Here is a 22,280-nt window from a genome sequence, read left to right on the forward strand (position 1 = left end):
TGCCTTATCTCAGTTCGCAAGCCCGCCTTAATCGTTGATATAGAGCGCGCGTCTACCTGAACAGACGACGTAGCGAGCCGAGCCCATCCTTCATCCGATAAGGCGGCTAGTGACGCGCTCAGCCCAGCGGAACGGCTGGCGAGTCGCTCCAGTTCGCTTCGGAGCCGCGGCGCGTCTCGACCATGATTGTCAAGAGCGTCGGATAGCCTATCGAGACCCACTCCGGCGCTCTTATTCGTCAACAGCACGTAACTTTCAGCTGGGTTTGTTATTAGGCGAAGGAGTATGCGAATTGCGTCGACTGCAGATAGCGCAGCTTTTCCGCTCTTGACCTGGGCTGCCAAAATCACTCTATTGCCGTCATGTATAGCGAAGTCAACGGCTTCAACATCGCGCTCAGGGTCGTCTTCGTTGGGACTCTCAACGTAGATCCCAGTAGCGGATGCGTCCCTCAGGTATGAAAGCGCATGCTCCAGAGCACGAAGGAACTGGTATTCGAAGCCTCTGAGCGCTTCTACCCCACCCATTTTGCTCCCATCACCACCAGTAACGGAAGCCCTACTATATGGCGTCGCATGGATGGGCGGAAGCCATGGGCACGCGCTACGAGGCGGCAGTGTGCGGCGCCGGCGCCGCATGGGGACGTTGCAGCCGGCGCCGCACTTGGAGCGCGGCGAGTCCAGTCGGCGCGCTCGGGTCCGGTGAGCTTGTGCGATCGCTTGCATCGCTTCCGGTACCGATGAGGTGCCTGTACGCCACCTGGCTGGCGAAGCGTCTTGGTGTCAGCCGTGCGCTGGCTGACGGTCAGTCCTCGACGGTGATCTCGTAGTCCAGGGCGCCGAGGTCGGCGCGGACCACGAAGCGCGTCACCTCGAACGGGCGCTCCTTGGTATCGTAGCTTGTGTGCAGCACTTCGAGCACTGGCACGCCGGGCGGCAGGCGCAGCGCGGCGGCTTCCTCCGGTGACGGCATTCGCGCGTGTACCTCCTCGCGCATGCGGTGCATCGGGTAGCCGAGGTCTTCAAGTCGGCGGTACAGGCCGCCAGCGCCGAGCTGTCTCGTGCTTGCCACAACCGATGTGTTGGCCACGTCGACCGGGACGTACGTGATGCCTGCCTGCACCGGTTCGCCATCGGTGAAGTACCAGTTCTCGCGCCTGATGTGGGCGCAACTCGCGAGCTGGTTGTACGACACGTTCGTACGGCGCCGGCCGCGGTTCGTGAGACTCGGACCGCAGCGGTACTCCCGCACCGCCCGCACAGAATCCGGCCTGACGCCAGGGCCTGGTCCCGATCCACGCCCAGCCGATCGGCGACGACGGCCGGCGCTGGCGCTCGCGTCACCGATCGGCATTCGGTACTCGGATGCCTTCCCTGCCTCGACGCTTCCAGCCGGAACATTGCGCCGCCGCCGCACTCCCGGGCGCGGCGGCGACCGTCTGCGCGGCGTGCGCGAGCTGCTCGCGCAAGTCGTCAAGCTCCTCGGGCGTCGCCGGTGGACGAGGTGCAGGTATCGCCGGCTCGGCGACGAGCGCGGCGAGCTGGCCGTCGCCGCCGAGGGCGGTGTCCAGAGCGTCGGCCGCAGCGTGAGTCGGCTGCTTGCGGCCGACCTCAAGCTCCCACAGGTACGTGTGGGAGTAGTTGACCTGGCGGGCAAGGGTTCGCAGCGACAGGCCGCGCTGCTGGCGTAACTCGCGGAGCAGTGCAGGAAACCGCGAGTCGGTGCTCATCCCAGCGACGGGCTCTCAGCTGGCTCGGGCTCCGCGGCCGGCTGTGGTGCCTGGCGCTTGACGAGCGCGACGCCGGCGAGCACGAGCACCGTGCCAGCGATCATCGGCCACGTCACCCGCTCGTGGACCACCAGGAAGCCCAGGATCACGGCGACGACCGGCAACAGGTACGTGGTGACCGATGCGACGGTCGGCCCGAGATCCTCGATGAGCCGGTAGTTCAGCACGTACGCGACGCCGGTGCCGAGTGCTCCGAGGATCAGCAGCGCGCCCACCGCGTCCCATCGCCACGTCGGCGCGACCAGGCCGCCGAGCGGCAGGGCGAGCACCATCAGGACACTTCCGGCCGCGAGCTGTGACGCCGACAGCACGATCGGCTCGATGCCGCGTCCGGTCAGGAACTTGCCCATGTAGACGTACGAGACGCCGTAGCTCGCGGACGCCGCCAGGCACGCCAGGCCGCCCCAGCTCGCGATGTCACCGGCCGACTGCCACGGCGTGAAGATGAGTACCGTGCCGGCGAAGCCCACCGCGATGCCGGCGCCCTTCCAGACAGTGATGTTCCGGTCGGTACCGGCGAGGAACGCGATCAGCACCGTCCACAGCGGCGTCGTGGCGTTGATGACGCCGGCGACGTTCGAGCCGACGGTCTTCTCACCGATGCCGAACAGCGTGTAGGGAAGCGGCGAACCGAACGAGTTCGACTGGAACCGCTACGAGACCGAGCTGACCGACGACTCCGCGCCGGCCGATGACGGCCCGGTGCTCGTCGACAGCATCGAGGCGCAGCGCCGGCCCCGGTTCTCCCTGGCCGGTCTGCGCGAGGGCGAGCGCCGGCCGATCCTGCCCGCGTGGCTGCGCTCGCGTGCCGAGGCCGTCGCCTCGGCGGCGTGGGTTGCCGGCGTGCTCGGCCACACGGCCGGCTATCACGCGCTCCGGCTGCCCGTGTACGCGGTGCGGCTCGCGTGGCGAGCGCCGATCGGTGGCTGGCGCACCGCCGTGCGGTACCTCCGCTGGCTCACCGACGCCGAGGGCGAGCAGGTGCGCCAGTCCTCCGCCGATCGCGACGACGCCGAGGTGTACCTGAAGCTCTCCCGCCAGCGCGACCGGCGCGTCCGGTGGCGCGGCATCATCAGCGTCCCGCTGGCGGCGGTAGTGCTCGTCGCCCTGGCCGTGGTGCTAGCCGCGCCGGTTTGGGCGCAGCTCCTCGCCGGGGCTGTGGTCGTCGGGCTGCTCGGTCTGATCGGCATGCCGAAGGACAAGCCTTTGCTGACGACGGCCGTTGTGCGGGCGGCGGTACCGGTGCTCACCTCGGACGAGGTGGTGCGCGCCCTGGCGGCGCTGCGCATCGTCGGCATCGACCGCGCGTTGCGGGCCGGCGACACGGGCCGCGGTTGGTTCCCGGCGCCGATCACGCGCGAGAACAACGCCGGCTGGCGCGCCGAGGTGGAGTTGCCGCGTGGCGTGACGGCGGCCGAGGTCACGGAGAAGCGGGCCGAGCTCGCGTCGGCCCTCGCGCGTCCGCGCGGCTGCGTGTGGCCGGAGGTCAACGCCGAGGTACACCCGGGGCGTCTCGTTCTCTTCGTCGCTGACCGCGACATGTCGCAGGCCCAGCAGAAGCCGTGGCCGCTGCTCAAGTCCGGAACGGTCGACCTGTTCAAGCCCTTCCCGTTCGGTACCGATCCGCGCGGTCGGCTGGTGACGCTCACGCTGATGTTCGCGTCGATGGTCGTCGGGTCGATCCCGCGCATGGGCAAGACGTTCTCTTTGCGCCTCGCCCTGCTCGGCGCGTGCCTCGACCCACGGGCGTGGATCCTGGCGTTCGACCTCAAGGGCACCGGCGACCTCGCGCCGCCTGGCGAAGGTCGCGCATCGGTACCGTGCCGGCGACGACGAGGAAGACATCGAGTACGCGATCGTCGCCATGCGGGCGATGCGGGCCGAGCTGCGCCGCCGTACCAAGGTGATCCGTGACCTGCCGGTCGACGTCTGTCCGGAGAACAAGGTCACGCCCGAGCTGGCGTCGCGGAAGTCGCTCGGCCTACACCCGATCGTCATCGGCGCCGACGAGTGCCAGGTGTGGTTCGAGCACCCGAAGTACGGCGACGAGTTCGAGGAGATCTGCACCGACCTGGTGAAGCGCGGCCCGGCCGCCGGCATCACGCTGATCCTGGCGACGCAGCGCCCGGACGCCAAGAGCCTGCCGACCGGCATCTCGGCGAACGCGGTACTGCGGTTCTGCCTCAAGGTCATGGGCCACACCGAGAACGACATGGTGCTCGGCACCGGCGCCCACCGCGCCGGCATTCGCGCCACGATGTTCGGCCGCCGCGACCGGGGCATCGGCTACCTCGCCGGCGAGGGCGACGATCCGCAGATCGCCCGGACGTTCTACATCGACGGCCCGACTGCAACGGCCATCGTCATCCGCGCACGGGCCGCGCGGGAGGCGGCTGGCACCCTGTCCGGCTACGCGACCGGCGAGGCGGTCGACACCACCGCCGTCCGCCGAGACACGCTCCTCGACGACCTGGCCGCCATCCTCACCGATGCCGAGCCGAAGCAGTGGTCCGAGGTGGTGTGCGAGCGGCTCGCCGCGCTCCGCCCGGCCGCGTACGCGGGCATGACGCGCGACCAGCTCACGGCCGCGCTCAAGCCGCACGGCCTCACGACCGGACAGGTATGGGGCACCGATCCGGACACCGGCAAGGGCGCCAACCGGCGCGGCCTCGACCGGGCCGAGGTACTGAAGGCGATCGCCGAGCGTAACCGCCGGAAGAGCGGCTGATCACTGCTAGGTCTAGCAGCCACCCCTGCTAGACCTAGCACCCCCGCTAGCAACCCAAACAATCCCTGGCCAGCGCGCTAGCACCTAGCAGCGCCAACCCTTCGCGCCCCGAAACGGCCTGTGGAGGCACTTCGTGAACCCCCTCGACCTGCTAGCCAGCCCTCTCGGCATCGCCGCCGTTGCTTACGCAGCGTGGTACACGCTCAAGTGCGCCGTAGCGCCGTGGGGACGCTGCCGGCGATGCCACGGCGCCCGTACGACCGGCCGCGTCCTGCGCCGGCCGTGCCCGCGCTGCGACGGAACCGGCATCCGCGTCCGGCTCGGCCGGCGGCTCTACCGCTACGTCCTCAGCGAGTACCGGTCGGGCCGATGAACGGCACTCACACTGCCTGGTGCGCCGGCGGTCACCGGTGCCAGCTCGGCGAGCACCGCGCCGACCAATTGCTCGTGGACATCCCCGGTGCCGGCCGCGTCGTCCTCACCCGCGTCCGCTCGGCCGGCGGCCGGGACTACGCGGAGGTACGCGCCACCGTCGCCCTCACCGGCCCCGAACCGGCCGCACGGCGCCAACTCGGCGCTCTGATCGACAACCTCGCCGCCGTACTGCGCCGCGCCGCGTGACCACCGACCGCCGAAAGGGGCCGCCGCCCGTGAACCGCGTACCGCCACACGACCTGACCGCCGAGCAAGCCGTCATCGGCTCCGTGCTGCTCGCACCCGAGGTGCTGGCCGATGTCGCCGAGACCCTTGCGGCCTCGGACTTCTACCGGCCCGCGCACGCGATGCTGTGGGAGACGCTGACCGCCCTTCGCGCCGCCGGCACGCCTACCGACGCCGTGACCGTCGCCGCCCACCTGGCCGAGGCTGGCACCCTCGGCCGGATCGGCGGCGCGGGGTACCTGCACACGCTCGTCGCGTCCGTCCCGACCGTCGCCAACGCCGGCCACTACGCCGCCATCGTCGCCGAACGCGCCCGGCGCCGCGCCGTGGTCGACCTCGGCGATCGGCTCGCCCGGCTGGCGCGGTCGGACGGCGACACGACGGAAGTCCTCGCCGCCGGCCGCGCGCTCCTGGCCGCGACCAACGCGCCGTCCTGGCCGGCGCCGATCCCGTTGACCGCCCGCCATGCGCCGCCGCCGTACCCGGTCGACTCCTTGCCCGGCTGGCTCGCCGAGATGGTCGCGGCGGTGGCGGAGTTCACGCAGACTCCGGCCGACCTGGCCGGCTGCATCGCGCTCGCCGCGCTGTCACGGCTGCCGGCGGGCGAGCCGAGGTCGAGATTCGCAGCGGCTGGCGGGAGCCCTGCAATCTCTTCACGGTTGTCGTACTGCCGCCGGGCTCGCGGAAGTCGGCCGTCTTCGCCACGATGACCGGTCCGTTGCTCACGGCCGAGCGAGCCCTCATCGAGCGGGCGAAGCCGGCGATCGTTGAGGCCGAGCTGGCCCAGCGCGTTGCCGGGAAGTCGGCTGAGCGTGCGGCGAACGCGGCCGCCAACGCCGATGCTGCCACCCGCGACCGGCTACTCGCCGAGGCCGCAGCGGCGGCGATGAGCGCCGACGCCATCGCCATTCCGGTGATGCCCCGGCTCATCGCCGACGACGTTACGAGCGAGCAGGCGGCATCGCTGCTCGCCGAGCAGGGCGGCCGGCTCGCGGTCCTCTCGCCGGAGGGCGGCATCTTTGCCACGCTGGCCGGTCGGTACAGCGGTGCGCCGAACCTGGAGGTGTTCCTCAAGGGCCACGCCGGCGACATGCTGCGCGTCGACCGGCGCTCGCGGCCGGCCGAGCACGTCGACCGGCCGGCGCTGACGCTCGGCCTCGCGGTACAGCCCGAGGTGCTGCGGGACATCGCGCAGATGCCGGGCTTCCGGGGCAAAGGGCTGCTGGCACGCATCCTGTTCGCGGTACCGGAGAACACGGTCGGCCGCCGGCGCATCGGCACCGAGCCGGTGCCGGAGCCGATGCGCCGTGCGTACGCCGACAACCTCGGCGCCCTGGTCGCCGCCCTCGACGGTTGGACCGATCCGGCGGTGATGCCGCTGACCGCCGAGGCGAACGCCCGCGTACTCGACATCGAGCGGGAGGTCGAACCGCGGCTCGGGCCGGGCGGCGCGTGGGCGCACATCATCGACTGGGGCAGCAAGTACGTCGGCGCCGTCGTCCGCATCGCCGGTCTACTCCACCTGGCCCAGTACCTCGGCGCCGGCTGCACGCGACCCATCCCGGCCGCCACCGTCGACCAGGCCGCCGCGCTCGGCCGGTACTTCGCCGAGCACGCGCTCACGGCGTTCGACGACATGGGCGCCGATCCGGTCGTGGATGACGCCCGCCACGTGCTCGCATGGATCGAGCGGACGGCGTGCGAGCGGTTCACGAAGCGCGAGCTGTTCACGGCGATGTCCCGCGGCCGGTTCCGCAAGGCGGCTGACCTCGATCCGGCGCTCAACCTCCTGCAGGCGCACGGGTACCTCCACCCCGAGCCGCAGCCGGAGCGCGCCGGCGCGGGCCGCCCGCCGTCGCCGGCCTGGCTCACGCATCCCGACCTCACGCGGCCGGCGGCGAGCCTGCACCCGATCAGCGAGGCGGTGGCCGAGTGAGCCGTCCGCACAATCCGCAGAATCCGCGAAATCCCGTGCCGCCTCGCCTTTCTGCGGATTGCGCGGATTCTGCGGAGCCGTTGCCGCCTGGCCGTGGCCCGCCGCGTTCCCGCCTCTTTCGACCTGGCCGAGCGACCCGAGAGGCAACCCCTTGCAGTTCAACCGCCCAGCCGTACCGCTGAACCACGCAGGAAACGGGGAGGAAGTCGTGCCCAGCGCCGACAAGCGTGTCGTCCTGACCATCGAGGAAGCCGCCCAGTGGCTCGGCATCGGCCGGACCACCATGTACGCGCTCGTCACGAGCGGCGAGGTCCGTTCCGTCACCATCGGCCGCTTGCGCCGCGTGCCGGTGCAGTGCTTGGAGGAGTACGTGCAATCGCTGCTCGCCAGCGTCCCGACCATTGCCCCGGCTGCCTGAGGAGACACGACATGGGGCGACGCAAGCCGAACGGCGCATCGAGCATCTACAAGGGCAGTGACGGCTACTGGCATGGCCGCGTGACGGTCGGTCTGCGGGACAACGGCGAGCCGGACCGTCGTCACGTGCAGGCCAAGACCGTGCGGGAGGTCATCGCCAGGGTCCGCAAGCTGGAGCGCGACCGCGACAACGCCACCGTGCGCAAGCCGGGGCAGCGCTGGACCGTCGAAAAGTGGCTCACGCACTGGGTGGAGAACATCGCGGCCCCGGCCGTCCGCGAGAACACGATCGCCGGCTACCGGGTAGCGGTAAACCGCCACCTGATCCCCGGTCTCGGCGCGCACCGGCTCGACCGGCTCGAGCCGGAGCATCTGGAGAAGCTTTACGCGGCTATGGTCCGGCGCGGCAGCAAGCCGGCCACGGCTCACCAGGCGCACCGGACCCTCCGCACGGCGCTCAACGAGGCGGTACGACGCGGCCACATCACGCGGAATCCCGCCACCTTCGCCAAGACCCCGCGGGTGGCCGACGAGGAGATCGAGCCGTACACGGTGGAGGAGGTACGCAAGCTCCTCGACCAGGCCGCCACCCGTCGCAACAGCGCCCGTTGGGCCATCGCACTGTCGCTCGGGCTACGCCAGAGTGAGGCCCTCGGCTTGAAGTGGTCCGACGTGAACCTCGATGAGGGCACGCTGACCGTGCGGCGCGGCCGCCTACGGCCGCGCTGGGACCACGGCTGCGCGGGTGACTGCGGCAAGCGGTTCGCCGGCTACTGCCCCAAGCGCCGGCCACAGCGCCCGGCCACCACGGAGACGAAGTCTCGCGCCGGTCGGCGCAGCATCGGCCTGCCGGACGAGCTGGTGCAGTTGCTGCGCGGGCACGCGGTGCACCAGCAGACCGAGCGGGAGCAGGCCGCGCAGTTGTGGCGTGAGGGCGGTTGGCTATTCGCTACGGCGATCGGCGAGGCCGTAAACCCGCGCACCGATTACGCCGAGTGGAAGCGGCTGCTGAAATTGGCCGGGCTTCGAGATGGCCGGCTTCACGATGCCCGCCACACGGCCGCCACCGTGCTGCTTGTGCTCGGTGTCGCCGAACGGGCGGTAATGGGCATTATGGGGTGGTCCAACTCGTCCATGGCCAGCCGCTACCAACACATAACCGGCCAGGTTCGCCGCGATATTGCAGCGAGAGTTGGCGGTCTCATCTGGGCAAGCGATCAAGCGTGAGCTTTTCAGAAGGCGCTGATCGGCTTGGGTGGTCTCGGTTCGCCGACCCTCGATCCGGTCAGCCGAAAGAAGCGCTCGCGATTGTGCGTAGCCCACTCCTTCACCGTCTCCGGTGCCCGGTCCGCGTTTCGCAGCAGAGCCTCGATGATCGTCAAGGTCGCCCAGAGCGCGATCTCCGCGTTGTCCGCCCGGAAACGGATGAAGCGCGGATCAACCCCCCGGTCGATATCCGGCCGATGGATCGCCTCGCGAAACTCGATTCCAGGATGGACCGCCTCGCCGCGAAACTGGAAGATCTGCGAAAGGAGCGAGCGAATTTCTTTGTGGCTCGTCGGCCCGATCTTGAATACCCAACGCAAGTATTCGGCGATCTGCTTGTGTCGAGCCAGCTTCTTCTCGGCCCAAGCGGCGCTGTTCGGGTGGGGTCCCGCGCGATCCTTGATGCTCCCGTAAAGCGCGTCGATGGCGAAAGCCACAGCGCAGATCGAAGTCATTGACGCACGGAACTCGTCTTCGAGCGCGAGGCCAAGATCGGAGGCATGATCACGCGCATGGGCGTCGAGTACGGCTGTGCGGGCAGCGACGGCTTGCTCGGTCGTCGCGTGAGCGATATGAAGCCAGTGATCCCACATCTCACTGCGCAACTGCACGGCGCCCATGCTCGTCTCACCGCTGTTGAGGTCGAACCTCAGCCAGGGGATGCGAAGGTCGGAGCCTTCCGTCGTGAAGATACCGGGCACGGCCATACACGGTACGCGTTCGGCCGGCGGTGACGCGTCTCGGTTTTCGGGGCGCCCCCGGTGAACTGAGACGACAACTGAGACTAGCGATCTTCAAACGGCGAACGCCCGGCTTCGTCCTTGCGGACGGGCCGGGCGTTTGGCCTGCTTGCTGGCGGTGGCGCGGGGATTCGAACCCCGGGAGGGCGTAAACCCTCACACGCTTTCGAGGCGTGCTCCTTAGGCCACTCGGACACGCCACCGCCGAAGACCTTACCTGACCACCCGGGGCCATCCGCGCCGGGGCTCGCCGTTTGGCAGGATCAGCGGTATGAGCACGCACATCGGCGCCGAGCCGGGTCAGATTGCTGAGCGGGTCCTCATGCCCGGGGATCCACTGCGGGCGAAGTGGATCGCTGAGACATACCTTCAGGATGCCCGCTGCTACTCGACCGTCCGGAACATGCTCGGGTTCACGGGGACGTTCAACGGGGTCGCGGTGTCGGTGCAGGGGTCTGGCATGGGTATGCCCTCGGCCAGTATCTACGCCCACGAGCTGATCAACGACTACGGGGTCAGGTCGCTCATCCGGGTCGGCAGCTGTGGGGCGATTCAGGAGTCGCTTCGGCTGCGGGACGTCATCGCCGCCATCGGGTCCAGCACCGATTCGAACATGAACCGGGCGCGGTTCGACGGGCTCATCGACTATGCGCCCGTCGCCGACTTCTCGCTGCTGCGCACCGCTGTCGACGTGGCCGCGGAGAAGGGGATCGCGATGCGGGTCGGGCCGATTCTCGCCGCTGACGCGTTCTACACCGATCGGCCCGATCTCTACGACCGACTCGCCGACTACGGGGTGCTGGCCGTCGAGATGGAGTCGGCCGCGCTGTACACGATCGCGGCGCGGTTCGGGGCCAAGGCGTTGACGCTGCTCACGGTCAGCGACCACATCAAGACCGGGGAGCGGACCACGGCGCAGGAACGCGAGCAGACGTTCGGGCAGATGGTCGAGATCGCCCTCCAGACGATCGTCGCCTGACCGGCAAGAAACGGGCAGAATGCGAAATAAGGTATAAATCCGATATGTCGGCCGGTTCGGCCGCGAAGCGGCCGACATATCGGACCGAAACCCCCGAGTCAGCGGGAGCAGAACACCCCGACAAGAAGCGGGACCAGAACACCCCGACAGGAGCGGGAGCAGAACACCCGCCGATAGTCGGAGCGCGGAACACCCGGCACGAGCGGGAACAGAACACCCGGCGATAGTCGGAGCGCGGAACACTCCAACAAGAGCGGGAGCAGAACACCCCGACAGGAGCGACCAGAAGACCCCGACAAGAGCCGGAGCAGAACACCCGGCGATAGTCGGAGCACGGAACACCCCAACAAGAGCAGGGTCAGAACACGGGCCAGATCACGATGCCAGGGCCGTCGTTGGGGACAGGCGGGCCGCTCGCATCGCTGGGTACAGGCCCGCGATCGCGCCGATGACCAGCGTGGCCAGGAAACCGCCCGCCAACGACCATGGTGGCAGGACCGCCGGCCAGTCGCGGGCCGCAGCGTACGCCTCCGTGACCAGCAGGCCCAGCAGCACGCCGCCGGCGCCGCCCAGGCCCGCCAGCAGCAGCGACTCCGACAGGAACTGCAGGCACACATGGCCGCGGGTCGCGCCCAGGGCCCGCCGCAGGCCGATCTCCGAGCGCCGCTCCAGCACCGAGATCACCATGGTGTTGGCCACCCCGACGCCGCCGACCAGCAGGGCGACGGCGCCCAGGCCCAGGAGCAGCCCGGTGTACGCCTGGTCGGCCGCCTGCTTCGCGGCGAGCGCGTCGGAGGGGCGGGAGACCTGCACCTCGTTCGGCGCCGCGGGGTTCGCGGTCGCGGCGAGGACGTCGGCGACCTGGGTCACGGCGTCGTCGCGCGAGCGGCTGTAGATCGTCGTCGGGTAGCCGTCGAAGCCCAGGACGCCGGTGGCTACCGGCCAGCCGATGAGGGCCGCGGTGTCGAGTTCGGGCGCCAGCGGTACCGGATCCAGAATCCCCACCACCGTGAACCAATGGTCGCCGAGCCAGACGTTGAGCCCGATCCCGTCGCCGAGGCCCAGGATGGACGCGGCCCGGGAGCCGAGGACCACCGTGGGGTAGGTGGGCGCGGCCAGCCACGTCCCGGCGTGCACGGTGGCGCCGACGGTCGCCGGCAGGCCGGGGCGGGCCGCGAGCACCGCGACGCCGCCGGACTCGGCGGCAGGGATGCGGTCGTTGCGGTACACGTGCGCGGACGGCACCCGGCCCGTGGCGGAGACGTCGGTGACCGGCCCGATCCGCGCGACCATCGCCTCGGCCGACTCGGGCAGGTGGGACGCGTCGCCGAAGAACGACTTGCCCGGCCCGACGGTCAGCAGGTTGGTGCCGAGGGCCGCCAGCTGCCGGTCGACCTGGGCCCGGCTGGACGCCGAGATGCCGACGACCGACACCATCGCGGCGATCCCGATCGCGATGCCGAGCGCGGAGAGCACGACCCGCAGCGGCCGGGTCCGCAGCCCGACGGCGCCAAGACGCCAAATATCCGAAAATTTCATGACACGCGCCCATCCAGCATCGCGATCTGCCGCGGCAAGGACGCGGCGATGTCCCGGTCGTGGGTGATGACGACGACGGTCGTACCGCCGGAGTGCAGCGAACGCAGCAACTCCATGACCCCCGAACCGGAGGCGGAATCCAGGTTTCCGGTCGGCTCGTCGGCCAGCAGCAGCGGCGGGTCCCCGATCACGGCCCGAGCCACAGCGACCCGCTGCCGTTCACCCCCGGAGAGCTGATGGGGCCGATGGGCGAGCCGATGCCCGAGACCGACCCGTTCCAGGGCCAGAGCCGCGCGGCGGCGCCGGGACGAAAGCGGCACCCCGGCGTACAGCAGACCGTCCGCGACGTTGTCCAGCGCCGACATGCCGGGCGCCAGATGGAACTGCTGGAAGACGAAGCCGATCGTGGTCGCCCGCAGCCGGGACAGGCCCGAGTCGGACAGGGACGCCACGTCGCGGCCGTCGATGCGCACGGTGCCGCTCGTCGGCACGTCCAGCGCCCCGATGAGGTGCAGCAGGGTCGACTTCCCGGACCCGGACGGCCCCACGATCGCGACCAGCGAGCCGGCCGGGATCGACAGCGAGACGTCGTCGAGGGCGGTGACGCCGCCCGGGTACACCTTCCGGACCTGCGAAAGCTCGATCATCCTGCCACCCCGACGATCAGGCCCTCCTCGAGGCCGGCGCCCGAGATCTCGACGTTGCCGGAGGCGAACAGGCCGGTCTTCACGGCCACCGTCCGCACGGTGGCACCGCTGTCGACGATCTGCAGGCCGTACCCGCCCTCCGCGAGCGCCACGAGGGCGTTCACGGGCACGATGAGCACGTTCGCCCGCTGCTCGGACACGAGGGTGACGCTCACCGGGGCCGCGTCGAGCGTCCCGAGCCGGCCCTGGTCCGCCACGCTGATCGTCACGTCGACGGTGACCTTGGTCTGGTTGTTCTGCACCGAGGCCGTCGCGACCGCGCCGATCGCGGCGATCTTCCCGTCGACCTCGGTGTCGTCGGGGAGCTCGACCCGGGCCGTGGCGCCGACGGCGGCGAGGCGCTGCCGGGTGACGTCGAGCTGCACGGTGACCAGGCGGGTCGAGCCGGTCCACTGCAGGATCGGGCCGGTCGAGGGGTCGGCGAGGTGGGCCTTGACCTCGCCGACGCGCACGGCGTCGGGCGCGACCACGACCCGGCCGAGTTCGACGGTGCCGGTCTCGGGCAGGCTGAGGTCGTGCTGCCAGTCGCGCACGGCGTCGGCGGTGGCGCCGGTGTAGGAGTCGTCGGCGGTGAAGCCCTTGTACCCCAGCGCCGCGAGGTTGGCCTCGAACGCGGTGACGTCCCCGCCCTCGTCGCCGGGCTTCAGCACGCGGTAGAACGGCGCGCCGGCGTAGAACAGCACGACCGGGTGGCCGTCGACGCGGTACATCGCCTCGCCCCGGCGGATCGTCGAGCCCTCGGCGGGCAGGCCGGTGATCGTGCCCGGCAGGCGGCCGGTGACCGTCACCGGGTCGCCGAAGCCGAGGGTGCCGTCGACCTTCTCGGTCGCGGTCAGCGTGCCCTTGGTGATCTTCGCGGTGTGCGCGGGCGGCGCGGCGGTGCCGGCGTCCGGCTCACGGGTGAAGCCGACGTAGGCGAGGACCCCGACGGCGGCGAGCAGGGCCGCCGCCGAGGCCCAGAGCGCGCGCCTCACCGCCGCACCACGCCCTTGCACGCCTCGGTCGCCTCCTTGAAGGCGGGCGAGTCGAAGTCGATGCCGCCCTTGAGGATCGCCGAGAGGCCGGTGCCCGGGTCCGGGTCGGGCATGTCGATCCCGTGCTCGCGCATGCACTTGGCGAAGGCCCGCCCCTGCTCGAGCTGCTCCGGCGAGAGGTCGGTCATCGCGCCCCCGCTGGGCAGGTACTGCTGGCACTGCGACGCGGCCTGGACGGCCTTGTCGCGGTCCCCGCCGGCACCGGCGTCGAACTGAAGGTTCCCGTCGGGTCCGGGGTCGGGCATGTCCACGCCGTGCTCGCGCATGCACCGGGCGAACTGCCGATTCGCGTCCGCTTTGTCGAGCGATGCCACCGGCTTCGGATCGGAGGAGCCAGCGGTGGCGACCGACGGGCCCGAGGGCTTCGCCGAGCACCCGGTCAGCAGCAGACCGGCCACGGCAGCGGCCAGGAGCGTCTTCTTCATGCCGGCCAGTCAATGCGCGGACGCGTAAGAGGGGCGTCAGCGTGCGAGCTTATCCCCGGCTTATACCGCGGCACGGCACCATGAAGGCATGCGCGTGCTGGTGGTCGAGGACGAGCAACTGCTGGCCGACGCGGTCGCCGAGGGGCTGCGCCGGGAGTCGTTCGCGGTCGACGTCGCCTACGACGGCGACGGGGCGCTGCAGCGGCTGGGCGTGAACGAGTACGACGTGCTGATCCTCGACCGCGACCTGCCCGTCGTCGACGGCGACGAGGTCTGCCGGCAGGTCGTTGCGGCGCTGCCCGACACCCGGATCCTGATGCTCACCGCCGCCTCGGCCATCGCCGAGCGGGTCGCGGGGCTCTCGCTCGGCGCCGACGACTACCTGAGCAAGCCGTTCGCCTTCACCGAGCTGGTGGCCCGGGTCCGGGCGCTGGGCCGGCGCAGCCGCTCGGCCGCGCCGCCGGTGCTCGAGCGCGGCGACCTGCGGCTGGACCCGAGCCGGCACGAGGTGTTCCGGGGCGGGCACTACGTCGCGCTGACCCGCAAGGAGTTCGCCGTGCTCGAGGAGCTGCTGCGGGCCGGGGGCGCGGTCGTCTCGGCCGAGCAGCTGCTGGAGCGGGCCTGGGACGAGCACATCGACCCGTTCACCAACGTGCTGCGGGTGACGGTGATGACGCTGCGCCGCAAGCTGGGCGACCCGCCCGTGATCGAGACCGTCGCCGGAGTGGGGTACCAGATCCCGTGAAGCACCTGCGCATCCGCGTCCGCCTGACCGTGCTGTACGGCGTGCTGTTCCTCCTGGGCGGCGCGCTCCTGCTCGGCGTGACGTACCTCCTGGTCAAGCAGAACATCCACCAGCGCAGCTCCCCCGCGATCGAGCTGCCGGCCCAGATCAAGGTGCAGCTCGACGGCCAGCAGCTGGAGTTGGTGCATCTGCTGCAGCAGCTGCAGGAGCGCCAGAAGCGCATCGAGCAGGAGACCCTGGACTCGCTCGTCACCCAGGGCTCGATCGCGCTCGGGCTGGTCACCGTGGTCGGCGTCGGCGTCGGCTGGGTGGTGGCCGAGCGGGCGCTGCGGCCGGTCGGGCAGATCACCGAGACCGCCCGCCGAGTGGCCGGCGGCAACCTGCACGAGCGGATCGCGCTAGGCGGGCCCCGGGACGAGATCAAGGAGCTCGCGGACACCTTCGACTCGATGCTGGAGCGGCTCGACCAGGCCTTCGACGGGCAGCGCCGGTTCGCCGCGAACGCCTCGCACGAGCTGCGCACGCCGCTGACGATCAACCGGACGCTCATCGAGGTGGCGCTCGGCCGGCCGGACCCGCCGCCGGAGGTGGTGCAGCTGGGCGAGACGCTGCTGGCGGTCAACGCGCGCCACGAGCGGCTCATCGACGGGCTGCTCACGCTCGTCGCCTCCGAGCAGGCGCTCACGGTGCACGACCGGGTCGACCTCGCCGACGTGGCCCGGCACGTGGCGGGCGGCCGGGACCTGGTCGCCGACCTGCGCCCCGCGCCCGTCGCCGGGGATCCGGTACTGCTGGAGCGCGTCGTGCAGAACCTGGTCGACAACGCCGTGGCGTACAACGTGCCGGACGGGAAGGTCTGGATCTCCACCGCGCGCACCGGGAACGGCTCGCGGCTCGTCGTGGAGAACACCGGACCGGTCATCCCGGCGTACGAGATCCCGGGCCTGTTCGAGCCGTTCCGGCGACTCCGCTCACGCACCGGCTCGGCCCGCGGCACCGGGCTGGGCCTGTCGATCGTCCGCTCGGTCGCGGTCGCGCACGGGGGCACGGCCGACGCCGAACCCCGCGACGGCGGCGGCCTGAGGGTCACGGTGACCCTTCCCACAGAAAACTAACCGACCGATCGCATTTCTTGTTGGTACCGTCGGTGCATGACCGACGGGCGCCTGCTGCGCGGCGAGCGGGCGCGGCACGCCGCCCTCGACGCCGCGGTCGTGCTCGCCACCGAGTCCGGCCTGGAGGGGCTGTCGTTCAGCCAGCTCGCCGAGCGGCTCGGGGTGAGCAAGTCCGGGCTCTTCGCGCACTGGAAGGCCAAGGAGGAGCTGCAGCTCGCCGCGGTCGAGCACGCCGAGGCCCGGTTCACCGAGGTGGTCGTGCGCCCGGCGCTGCGCGAGCCGCGGGGCGTGCGGCGCCTGTGGGCGGTCCACGAGCACCGGCTCGCCGACATCGCCTCGGACGAGCTGCCCGGCGGCTGCTTCTTCGGCAACGCCCAGTTCGAGTTCTCCGCGCGCCCCGGCCCCGTGCACGACCGGCTGGCCGCGGCGCTGCGCGGGTGGCACGCACTGCTGGAGCGGCTCATCGGCGAGGCGATCGAGCTCGGCGAGCTGCGCGCGGACACCGACCCGCGACAGCTGTCCTTCGAGATCAACGCGCACGGCACCGCCGCGGTCTACGAGTCGCGGATGCTCGGCGCGCGCGAGGTCTACCAGCATGCCCGCACGGCCGCCCTGGTCCGGCTGCGCGGCCTGAGCCCCACCCCCGACCTACTCCCGGAGGCATGATGCCCGGCCATGTAGAGCCCTTCACGGTGCACTTCGACGATCTCGACGCGATGGGGATCGTGCACAACGCCCGCTACGCGGTCTTCCTGGAGCGCGCACTGTCCCGGTGGTGGGGCGAGCGGGGCCACTCGTTCGCGGGCGGCCGCCCGACGACGCCGGACGCGGTGCACGCCGTGGCCGAGTACTCGATCTCCTACAAGACCCCGGTGCGCGGCATGGGCGAGATCGGCGTGCACTTCTGGATCGAGACGCTGGGCGAGAGCAGCGCGGTGTACGGCTTCCGCATCCTGTCCTGCGACGGAGGGACCGTCCACGCGGAGGGCCGCCGGGTCAACGTGAAGCTCGACCCGCGCACGCTGCGCCCCGCGCCGTGGAGCGAGGACACCCGCCGCACGGCCGCGCCCCTACTCGCGGTGGTTGCGGAAGAAGTCCCGTAGCAGCGCCGAGGCCTCGTCCGGCAGCACCCCGCCGATCACCTCGGGGCGATGGGTGAGCCGCCGGTCGCGCAGCACGTCCCACAGCGAGCCGGCGGCGCCCGTCTTGGGCTCCCAGGCCCCGAAGACGACCCGGCCGACCCGGGCCAGCACGATCGCGCCCGCGCACATCGTGCAGGGCTCCACGGTGACGACGAGGGTGCAATCCGAAAGCCGCCAGCCGGCCGGGCCGGCCGAGCGGCGCAGGGCGAGCAGCTCCGCGTGCGCGGTCGGGTCGCCGGTCAGCTCGCGCTCGTTGTGCGCGGCCGCGAGCTCGGCTCCGTCCGGCCCGAGGATCACCGCCCCGATGGGCACATCGGCGCCCGCCTCGGCGGCGACGGCGAGAGCCCGGCGCATGGCGGTATCCCACCGGCTGTCACGGGCTCCCACCGGCTCAGGCCTCGCGGAGTTCCTCGATCTCGTCGCCGGCCCCGATCGCCTGGCAGATCTCGGCGGTGAGGTCGGCCGGGAGCATGCCCTCCTGGGCGCAGAGCTCGATCAGCCGCCCACCGGACATGCCGAGGTCGGCCAGCAGCTCGGCGTCGCCGACCGGCTCGACGTCCGGCTCGGCCGCGGTGCGCTCCTCCTCGTCCTCCTCGTCCTCGCCGGACGGCTCTGTGTCGTCGGCGATGTCGGGCAGCTGCTCCTCGACGTCGCCGAGCAGGATCGCGCCGAGGCGCGACTCCTCGGCGAACACGGCGTCGGAGCCGAAGACGCGCAGGTCCTCGCCCTCGTCGAGGCGGAGGATCGCCAGGTAGGCATCGTCGGACTCGACAAACAGCAGCGAGACGGACGCCTCCGGATCGGCGTCGCGCAGGCGATCGGTGATCTCTTCGATGTCGGCGACGCCACTGAGGTCGAGCTCGGCTGCTGCCCAGCCCTCAGCGCCGCGCGTGACAGCGGCAGCGAAGTGCGACACGGTCCCCCCGGTCGGTGCTCGTCGGTACGCGTGAACACTATTCGAGCGGGTTGCGCCTTGGCGGCAAAGGGCCCCGGAGTTCAGTCGGCGAGTCGTCGCCGGGGTGAAACCGGCTGGGTGGACCCGAACGGGCTCACCCGGCGATGCGTCGCCGGCTGGCGATGAGTTCGCGCAGCCGGTCGGAGCGCAGCCGGCGTGGGTGGAGCCGCTCGCGGAGCGCCTTGGCGTCCGCGAGTTCGACCAGCAGCGCGAGCCGCCGGCGTCGCCGCTCGGGATCGAGCCGCTGCAGCCTCAAAGCCATGACGCTGAGCGTGATCCTCGCCGCAACCCCTCGTCAAGAGGCATCAAACGAACTTCGCGACTACACCTGGCTACCACAGCAGCCAGTCACCGCCGGCGAGACGATATGCGACGAGAATGCCCGCGATCGCCACCGCCACCCCGCTGGAGGCCGCCACGCCGACGGCCACCCCGCGGTTGCCGAAGCGGGCCAGGATCGCCGCCGCGCCCCAGGCCAGGAAGCCCGCGACGAGCGTGGTCCAGACATACGCCCGGGCGGAGCCGGTCATCAGCAGCCCGAACAGCAGCATCCAGGCCGAGCCGGCCGCGCCGCCGATGGCGATCATCCGGGCGCTGGCGGGCAGCGGTTCCCGATACGTCGGGCGGGCCTGGCTGACTTTGAACACCGGCGGCCGCAGCGCCCCCTGCCAGGCGCCGTAGGCCGCGGCCGGGGTGGGCGGCCGGGCGGCGGGGCGCTCCGAGAGCCGGGGCGGCGGGCCGACCACCGGCGGCCCCATGGCGCCCGGCCAGGGAGCCCGCGCGGTCGTCGCCTGCGGAACGGGCGGCGCGCCCGGCTCCTTCCACTGCGACTCGCTCACTGCCACCAGTGCAGCTTAGCCCGGGGCGTCAGCCGAAGACGGCGAGCCGTTTCCAGCCGGCGCCGGCGATCATCGTGAACTCGCCCCCGGCCACCACCTGGCGCAGCGGCTCGCTGGTGGTGATCGTGCGCACGCCGACGATGCCGTTGGCCTGCGGCGCCCAGTCCAGCAGCCGGCCGGCGCCGTCGACGGCGGCGAGCTTGACCCGGGGCAGCGAGCCGTCGGTGCAGACGCCCTGACTGCCGTTCCTGGGCGTCTTGCAGGCCTTGTCGAAGTGCCCGCCGACGTACGCGACCCCGTCCAGCGCCCCGACGGCCTGCACGTCGCCGTCGAAGACGCGGGTCCACTTCTCCCGGCCGGCCGGCGAGTACGCCGCGGCCCGCCCGCCCTGCCCGCCCATGCCGGCGACGACGGTGCCGTCGGCGGCGACCGCGACCGCGAGCACGACGGCGCCCGGGCGCGGCAGGAAGCCCTTGTCCAGCGCGCCGGTGGCCGGGTCGACGGCGGTGAGGCGCAGCGCGTTGGCGACGCCGTTGACCTTGTGGAAGCGCCCGCCGAGGTACACCCGGTCCTTCGCGACCGCGAGCGCCTCGACGGTGTCGTCGGCCGTGGGCGCCCAGCGGGTGTCGAGCGCGCCCGTGGCGGTGCTGAAGGCGGCGAGGTTGCTCCGGCGCGCGGAGTCCACGGCGGTGAAGCGCCCGGCGACGTACACCCGCCCGCCCCCGACCCCGATCGCGACCGGCGAGCCGGCGATCGCGTGGCTGAACGCATCGACGGCCCCCGTGCTCGCGCCGAGCTTCGCGAGCGAGTCTCGCTTCGCCCCGGAGATCCGCGAGAAGTCACCGATCGCATACACAGAGTCACCATCGGCGGCCAGTCCGCGAACGGTGTCGTCCGCGCCCGGCGCCCAGGGAAGCAGTGCGCCGGTGCGCGCGTCGAACGCCGCCAGCCGGGCCCGCGGGTAGCTGCGACCGGCCACGATGGCGTTGCCGAACGACCCGCCGACGTACACGGTGTCGCCCAGATAGGCGGTCGCGTAGACGGTCCCGTCGAACTGCGGTGCGCTGCGCGGGCTCTTCTGCACCCCGGCCGCGAGCGCCGCGCCGCCGGTGAGCACCGCGACGGCCGCCACGGCAGCCGCCACAAAAGGGATAAGTCGCATGGATGTGACGGTAACAGGAAGTAATCGCCGCGAAGCGGTAGAAATTTATCCGCGTAGGTCGTTCGGCGGGCGTCCCGAGCCGAACGGGTGACCGGACGGTGTGCGACAGTTCCGCAGTGCGTGATGCGACGTTGAACGTGGCGGTGATCGGCCTCGGGCTGATCGGCGGATCGGTCCTGCGGGCGCTGGCGGTGCACGGGCACCGGGTGAGCGGGTACGACGCCGACCCGGCGACCCGGGCGACCGCGCGCACCGCGGCGGCCCAGGCGCCGGCGAACGCTCGCTGGCACGTGACCGCCTCGATCGCCGACGCGGTGCGCGACGCGGACGTGGCCGTCGTGGCGGTGCCGCTGCCCGCGGTCGGGTCGGTCTTCGACGAGCTGGCCTCGCTGGGGTACGTCGGCGTCGTCACCGACGTCACCTCGGTCAAGGGCCCCGTGCGCGACCTCGCCGCCGACCGCCTGCGCACCGGCGGCCAGGCCCTGGCCACGTTCATCGGCGGGCACCCGATGGCCGGTCGCGAGACGTCCGGCTTCACCGCCGCCGACCCGCGCCTGTTCACCGGCTGCGCCTGGGTGCTGTGCCTGACCGAGGACGGCGCCGGCCTGCGCGACTGGGTCGACCTGGCCGCGCTCGTCACCGGCCTCGGCGCGCGGGTCGTGCCGGCCACCGCGGACGAGCACGACGCCGCCGTGGCCGCGATCTCGCACGTGCCGCACCTGGTCGCCGCCGCGGTCGCCGCGCTCATCTCCAACGACCCGCTCGCCGGCACGCTCGGGGCCGGCTCCTTCCGCGACGGGACCCGGGTGGCCGCCGCGCGCCCGCAGCTCACCGCCGCGATGTGCGGCGGCAACGCGCCCGCGGTCGTCCGCGCCCTGGACGCCGTGCTCGCCGACCTGAACGCGGCCCGCGCCGCCCTCGACGGCGCGGACCCGATCGGCGCGCTCACCCCCTGGCTCACGCCCGGCCACACCGCCCGGCTGGCCTGGCCGCCGGAGCCGGGCGAGTCCGCCGACCTGCCGGCCCGCGCCGACGTACTGCTGCGCCTGGGCCGGGTCGGCGGCTGGATCGAGTCGGTCTCAGCCGACCGTAAGACCGTCCGCGCCGTCCGCCCGGCCTGAGAAGACGCGTTCGTCGGTCACCACGGCGGTCACGAGCTCGGCCGGCGTGACGTCGAAGGCCGGGTTCACCGCGTCGGTGCCCGCGGGCGCCGTCCCGCCCGCCACCTCGGCCGCGCCCCGGTCCTCGATCTCCACGTCGTGCCCCGAGGCCGTGGCGAGGTCCACCGTGGACTCCGGCGCCACGCAGATGAACGGAATCCCGGCCGCGCGGGCGCCGAGCGCGTGCGAGTACGAACCGATCTTGTTCACCACGTCGCCGTTGGCGCAGATCCGGTCCGCGCCCAGGATCACGGCGTCGACCTCCTTGCGGGCCATCAGGAACGGCCCCGCCGAGTCGACGGCCAGCCGGTGCGGGATGCCGGCCCGCCGCAGCTCCCAGGCGGTGAGCCGGGCGCCCTGCAGCAGCGGCCGCGTCTCGCTGGCGATGACGCCGGCGAGGGAGCCCCGGCGGTGCAGCTCGAACACCACGGCCAGGGCCGTGCCCTCGACCACGGCCGCCAGCCCGCCGGTGTTGCAGTGCGTCAGCAGCCGCGCGCTGCTCCCGCACAGCCGCTCGACCAGATCGGCCCCGCGCCGCGCCATCGCCGCCGAGTTGGCGATCTCCTCGTCCCTGATGCGCAACGCCTCGGCGAGCACCGCGTCGAAGGACGGCAGGAGCGCCGCGGCGCGCCGGGCTCCGCGGCTCAGGTTGACGGCCGTCGGTCTCGCCGTCTCCAGGAGTCGTACCCGCTGTGCCGTGTCGCCGCCCTGCTGCGCGGCGAGTGCGACGCCCAGCGCCCCGGCGACCCCGAGCGCGGGAGCCCCGCGCACGGCCAGCCGCTGGATCGCCTCCACCAGCTCCTCGACGCTGGTCAGCCGCAGGTACACCTCCTCGCCGGGCAACCGCGTCTGGTCCACGATCACCACGGCCCCGTCAACCCAGTCAATGGTGCGCACCGATACTCCCTCGGTCTGTTTTTCCCAGAACTCCCGATATTCTTT

At 71.7% G+C, this 22,280-nt stretch carries 26 protein-coding genes, 1 tRNA gene and 1 pseudogene; 13 read left to right on the top strand and 15 right to left on the bottom strand.

The annotated features are described in order from the left end of the window. Positions 1 to 804: 804 nt before the first annotated feature. The 3 genes from ACQPY0_RS55695 to ACQPY0_RS55705 all read right to left on the bottom strand — a co-directional run bounded on the left by ACQPY0_RS55695 (position 805) and on the right by ACQPY0_RS55705 (position 2,400). The gene (locus ACQPY0_RS55695) at positions 805 to 1,194 is read right to left on the bottom strand and encodes a UTRA domain-containing protein (RefSeq protein ID WP_432980961.1); all 390 of its coding nucleotides are present in this window, start codon (positions 1,192 to 1,194) and stop codon (positions 805 to 807) included. Positions 1,195 to 1,339: 145 nt separating this feature from the next. Beyond that, a complete protein-coding gene (locus ACQPY0_RS55700) occupies positions 1,340 to 1,729 on the bottom strand; it encodes a helix-turn-helix domain-containing protein (RefSeq protein WP_432980964.1) in 390 nt (129 codons plus the stop codon). Then, on the bottom strand, positions 1,726 to 2,400 hold the full coding sequence (locus ACQPY0_RS55705) for a DMT family transporter (protein WP_432995835.1): 675 nt from the start codon (positions 2,398 to 2,400) through the stop codon (positions 1,726 to 1,728). The genes ACQPY0_RS55700 and ACQPY0_RS55705 overlap by 4 nt, the downstream gene beginning before the upstream one ends. Before the next feature lie 55 nt (positions 2,401 to 2,455). Between ACQPY0_RS55705 and ACQPY0_RS55710 the strand changes: the two are divergent. From ACQPY0_RS55710 to ACQPY0_RS55740, 7 genes and pseudogenes are all read left to right on the top strand, one after another. Beyond that, a pseudogene (locus ACQPY0_RS55710) lies at positions 2,456 to 4,517 on the top strand (cell division protein FtsK). A gap of 133 nt (positions 4,518 to 4,650) precedes the next feature. Further along, positions 4,651 to 4,890 (top strand): hypothetical protein, encoded by a 240-nt coding sequence (locus tag ACQPY0_RS55715; RefSeq protein WP_432980967.1) that lies wholly within the window; start codon positions 4,651 to 4,653, stop codon positions 4,888 to 4,890. Next, positions 4,887 to 5,138 carry a hypothetical protein gene (locus ACQPY0_RS55720; RefSeq protein ID WP_432980970.1) on the top strand — a complete coding sequence of 84 codons (252 nt, stop codon included), beginning with the start codon at positions 4,887 to 4,889 and terminating at the stop codon, positions 5,136 to 5,138. The genes ACQPY0_RS55715 and ACQPY0_RS55720 overlap by 4 nt, the downstream gene beginning before the upstream one ends. A gap of 29 nt (positions 5,139 to 5,167) precedes the next feature. Then, positions 5,168 to 5,887, top strand: a complete 720-nt coding sequence (locus ACQPY0_RS55725; protein WP_432980973.1) for a DnaB-like helicase N-terminal domain-containing protein — start codon at positions 5,168 to 5,170, stop codon at positions 5,885 to 5,887. Beyond that, complete coding sequence (locus tag ACQPY0_RS55730) at positions 5,797 to 7,113, top strand: YfjI family protein (protein WP_432995837.1); 1,317 nt, start codon at positions 5,797 to 5,799, stop codon at positions 7,111 to 7,113. Before ACQPY0_RS55725 ends, ACQPY0_RS55730 begins: the two co-directional genes overlap by 91 nt. Before the next feature lie 208 nt (positions 7,114 to 7,321). After that, entirely contained in the window at positions 7,322 to 7,531 is a 210-nt protein-coding gene (locus ACQPY0_RS55735) for a helix-turn-helix domain-containing protein (RefSeq protein ID WP_432980976.1), read from the top strand. A gap of 11 nt (positions 7,532 to 7,542) precedes the next feature. Further along, positions 7,543 to 8,757, top strand: a complete 1,215-nt coding sequence (locus tag ACQPY0_RS55740; protein WP_432980979.1) for a tyrosine-type recombinase/integrase — start codon at positions 7,543 to 7,545, stop codon at positions 8,755 to 8,757. 5 nt (positions 8,758 to 8,762) lie between these two features. On the opposite strand, the gene ACQPY0_RS55745 is transcribed toward ACQPY0_RS55740, so the two are convergent. Both ACQPY0_RS55745 and ACQPY0_RS55750 read right to left on the bottom strand, forming a co-directional pair. Continuing rightward, positions 8,763 to 9,497, bottom strand: coding sequence for a hypothetical protein (locus ACQPY0_RS55745; protein ID WP_432980982.1), 735 nt, complete (start codon positions 9,495 to 9,497; stop codon positions 8,763 to 8,765). A 152-nt stretch (positions 9,498 to 9,649) separates the two neighbouring features. Further along, positions 9,650 to 9,739 (bottom strand) — tRNA-Ser (locus ACQPY0_RS55750). A gap of 68 nt (positions 9,740 to 9,807) precedes the next feature. Between ACQPY0_RS55750 and deoD the strand changes: the two genes are divergently transcribed. Next, complete coding sequence (gene deoD / locus ACQPY0_RS55755) at positions 9,808 to 10,515, top strand: purine-nucleoside phosphorylase (protein ID WP_432980985.1); 708 nt, start codon at positions 9,808 to 9,810, stop codon at positions 10,513 to 10,515. Positions 10,516 to 10,890: 375 nt separating this feature from the next. Here the strand turns inward: deoD and ACQPY0_RS55760 are convergent, their stop codons facing one another. From ACQPY0_RS55760 to ACQPY0_RS55775, 4 genes are read right to left on the bottom strand one after another with little or no spacing between them, the layout of a single operon-like run. Next, entirely contained in the window at positions 10,891 to 12,054 is a 1,164-nt protein-coding gene (locus tag ACQPY0_RS55760; protein ID WP_432980988.1) for an ABC transporter permease, read from the bottom strand. Further along, positions 12,051 to 12,701: an ABC transporter ATP-binding protein gene (locus ACQPY0_RS55765; protein WP_432980991.1), complete on the bottom strand. Its 651-nt coding sequence runs from the start codon at positions 12,699 to 12,701 to the stop codon at positions 12,051 to 12,053. Before ACQPY0_RS55765 ends, ACQPY0_RS55760 begins: the two co-directional genes overlap by 4 nt. After that, positions 12,698 to 13,735, bottom strand: coding sequence for a peptidoglycan-binding protein (locus ACQPY0_RS55770; protein ID WP_432980994.1), 1,038 nt, complete (start codon positions 13,733 to 13,735; stop codon positions 12,698 to 12,700). Before ACQPY0_RS55770 ends, ACQPY0_RS55765 begins: the two co-directional genes overlap by 4 nt. Continuing rightward, positions 13,732 to 14,220, bottom strand: coding sequence for a hypothetical protein (locus ACQPY0_RS55775; RefSeq protein ID WP_432980997.1), 489 nt, complete (start codon positions 14,218 to 14,220; stop codon positions 13,732 to 13,734). Before ACQPY0_RS55775 ends, ACQPY0_RS55770 begins: the two co-directional genes overlap by 4 nt. Positions 14,221 to 14,308: 88 nt before the next feature. On the opposite strand from ACQPY0_RS55775, the gene ACQPY0_RS55780 reads away from it, so the two are divergent. Genes ACQPY0_RS55780 through ACQPY0_RS55795 form a run of 4 tightly spaced genes read left to right on the top strand, consistent with a single transcriptional unit; the run spans position 14,309 to position 17,183 of the window. Next, a complete protein-coding gene (locus ACQPY0_RS55780; RefSeq protein WP_432981000.1) occupies positions 14,309 to 14,965 on the top strand; it encodes a response regulator transcription factor in 657 nt (218 codons plus the stop codon). Beyond that, positions 14,962 to 16,080, top strand: a complete 1,119-nt coding sequence (locus tag ACQPY0_RS55785; protein ID WP_432981003.1) for a sensor histidine kinase — start codon at positions 14,962 to 14,964, stop codon at positions 16,078 to 16,080. The genes ACQPY0_RS55780 and ACQPY0_RS55785 overlap by 4 nt, the downstream gene beginning before the upstream one ends. A gap of 36 nt (positions 16,081 to 16,116) precedes the next feature. Then, positions 16,117 to 16,746 carry a TetR family transcriptional regulator C-terminal domain-containing protein gene (locus ACQPY0_RS55790; RefSeq protein WP_432981006.1) on the top strand — a complete coding sequence of 210 codons (630 nt, stop codon included), beginning with the start codon at positions 16,117 to 16,119 and terminating at the stop codon, positions 16,744 to 16,746. Continuing rightward, positions 16,743 to 17,183, top strand: a complete 441-nt coding sequence (locus ACQPY0_RS55795; protein WP_432981009.1) for an acyl-CoA thioesterase — start codon at positions 16,743 to 16,745, stop codon at positions 17,181 to 17,183. Before ACQPY0_RS55790 ends, ACQPY0_RS55795 begins: the two co-directional genes overlap by 4 nt. On the opposite strand, the gene ACQPY0_RS55800 is transcribed toward ACQPY0_RS55795, so the two are convergent. The 5 genes from ACQPY0_RS55800 to ACQPY0_RS55820 all read right to left on the bottom strand — a co-directional run bounded on the left by ACQPY0_RS55800 (position 17,151) and on the right by ACQPY0_RS55820 (position 20,178). Beyond that, positions 17,151 to 17,576 (bottom strand): nucleoside deaminase, encoded by a 426-nt coding sequence (locus ACQPY0_RS55800; RefSeq protein WP_432981011.1) that lies wholly within the window; start codon positions 17,574 to 17,576, stop codon positions 17,151 to 17,153. The two genes, ACQPY0_RS55795 and ACQPY0_RS55800, sit on opposite strands and share 33 nt — an antisense overlap. A 37-nt stretch (positions 17,577 to 17,613) precedes the next feature. Further along, complete coding sequence (locus ACQPY0_RS55805; protein ID WP_432981014.1) at positions 17,614 to 18,138, bottom strand: tRNA adenosine deaminase-associated protein; 525 nt, start codon at positions 18,136 to 18,138, stop codon at positions 17,614 to 17,616. Between the two features lie 133 nt (positions 18,139 to 18,271). Further along, positions 18,272 to 18,439, bottom strand: coding sequence for a hypothetical protein (locus ACQPY0_RS55810; protein ID WP_432981017.1), 168 nt, complete (start codon positions 18,437 to 18,439; stop codon positions 18,272 to 18,274). 70 nt (positions 18,440 to 18,509) lie between these two features. Then, positions 18,510 to 19,022, bottom strand: coding sequence for a hypothetical protein (locus ACQPY0_RS55815; protein ID WP_432981020.1), 513 nt, complete (start codon positions 19,020 to 19,022; stop codon positions 18,510 to 18,512). Positions 19,023 to 19,044: 22 nt separating this feature from the next. Then, positions 19,045 to 20,178, bottom strand: coding sequence for a hypothetical protein (locus tag ACQPY0_RS55820; RefSeq protein WP_432981023.1), 1,134 nt, complete (start codon positions 20,176 to 20,178; stop codon positions 19,045 to 19,047). Positions 20,179 to 20,294: 116 nt separating this feature from the next. Here ACQPY0_RS55820 and ACQPY0_RS55825 point away from each other — a divergent pair, with 116 nt between their 5' ends. After that, a complete protein-coding gene (locus tag ACQPY0_RS55825) occupies positions 20,295 to 21,299 on the top strand; it encodes a prephenate dehydrogenase/arogenate dehydrogenase family protein (RefSeq protein ID WP_432981026.1) in 1,005 nt (334 codons plus the stop codon). Here ACQPY0_RS55825 and mtnA read toward each other — a convergent pair. Beyond that, positions 21,258 to 22,235, bottom strand: coding sequence for an S-methyl-5-thioribose-1-phosphate isomerase (gene mtnA / locus ACQPY0_RS55830; RefSeq protein WP_432981029.1), 978 nt, complete (start codon positions 22,233 to 22,235; stop codon positions 21,258 to 21,260). The two genes, ACQPY0_RS55825 and mtnA, sit on opposite strands and share 42 nt — an antisense overlap. Positions 22,236 to 22,280 lie beyond the last annotated feature (45 nt).

This window comes from Dactylosporangium sp. CA-233914, from assembly GCF_050942935.1.
In the GTDB taxonomy this organism is placed as follows: domain Bacteria; phylum Actinomycetota; class Actinomycetes; order Mycobacteriales; family Micromonosporaceae; genus Dactylosporangium.

What these genes read in the sequence shown, in the direction of transcription:
- ACQPY0_RS55780 (WP_432981000.1), top strand. Translation starts at nt 14,309, where the DNA reads ATGCGCGTGCTGGTGGTCGAGGACGAGCAACTGCTGGCCGACGCGGTC.
- ACQPY0_RS55760 (WP_432980988.1), bottom strand. Translation starts at nt 12,054, where the DNA reads ATGAAATTTTCGGATATTTGGCGTCTTGGCGCCGTCGGGCTGCGGACC.
- ACQPY0_RS55720 (WP_432980970.1), top strand. Translation starts at nt 4,887, where the DNA reads ATGAACGGCACTCACACTGCCTGGTGCGCCGGCGGTCACCGGTGCCAG.
- ACQPY0_RS55740 (WP_432980979.1), top strand. Translation starts at nt 7,543, where the DNA reads ATGGGGCGACGCAAGCCGAACGGCGCATCGAGCATCTACAAGGGCAGT.
- deoD (WP_432980985.1), top strand. Translation starts at nt 9,808, where the DNA reads ATGAGCACGCACATCGGCGCCGAGCCGGGTCAGATTGCTGAGCGGGTC.
- ACQPY0_RS55795 (WP_432981009.1), top strand. Translation starts at nt 16,743, where the DNA reads ATGATGCCCGGCCATGTAGAGCCCTTCACGGTGCACTTCGACGATCTC.
- ACQPY0_RS55765 (WP_432980991.1), bottom strand. Translation starts at nt 12,701, where the DNA reads ATGATCGAGCTTTCGCAGGTCCGGAAGGTGTACCCGGGCGGCGTCACC.
- ACQPY0_RS55775 (WP_432980997.1), bottom strand. Translation starts at nt 14,220, where the DNA reads ATGAAGAAGACGCTCCTGGCCGCTGCCGTGGCCGGTCTGCTGCTGACC.
- ACQPY0_RS55800 (WP_432981011.1), bottom strand. Translation starts at nt 17,576, where the DNA reads ATGCGCCGGGCTCTCGCCGTCGCCGCCGAGGCGGGCGCCGATGTGCCC.
- ACQPY0_RS55700 (WP_432980964.1), bottom strand. Translation starts at nt 1,729, where the DNA reads ATGAGCACCGACTCGCGGTTTCCTGCACTGCTCCGCGAGTTACGCCAG.
- ACQPY0_RS55790 (WP_432981006.1), top strand. Translation starts at nt 16,117, where the DNA reads ATGACCGACGGGCGCCTGCTGCGCGGCGAGCGGGCGCGGCACGCCGCC.
- ACQPY0_RS55810 (WP_432981017.1), bottom strand. Translation starts at nt 18,439, where the DNA reads ATGGCTTTGAGGCTGCAGCGGCTCGATCCCGAGCGGCGACGCCGGCGG.
- ACQPY0_RS55820 (WP_432981023.1), bottom strand. Translation starts at nt 20,178, where the DNA reads ATGCGACTTATCCCTTTTGTGGCGGCTGCCGTGGCGGCCGTCGCGGTG.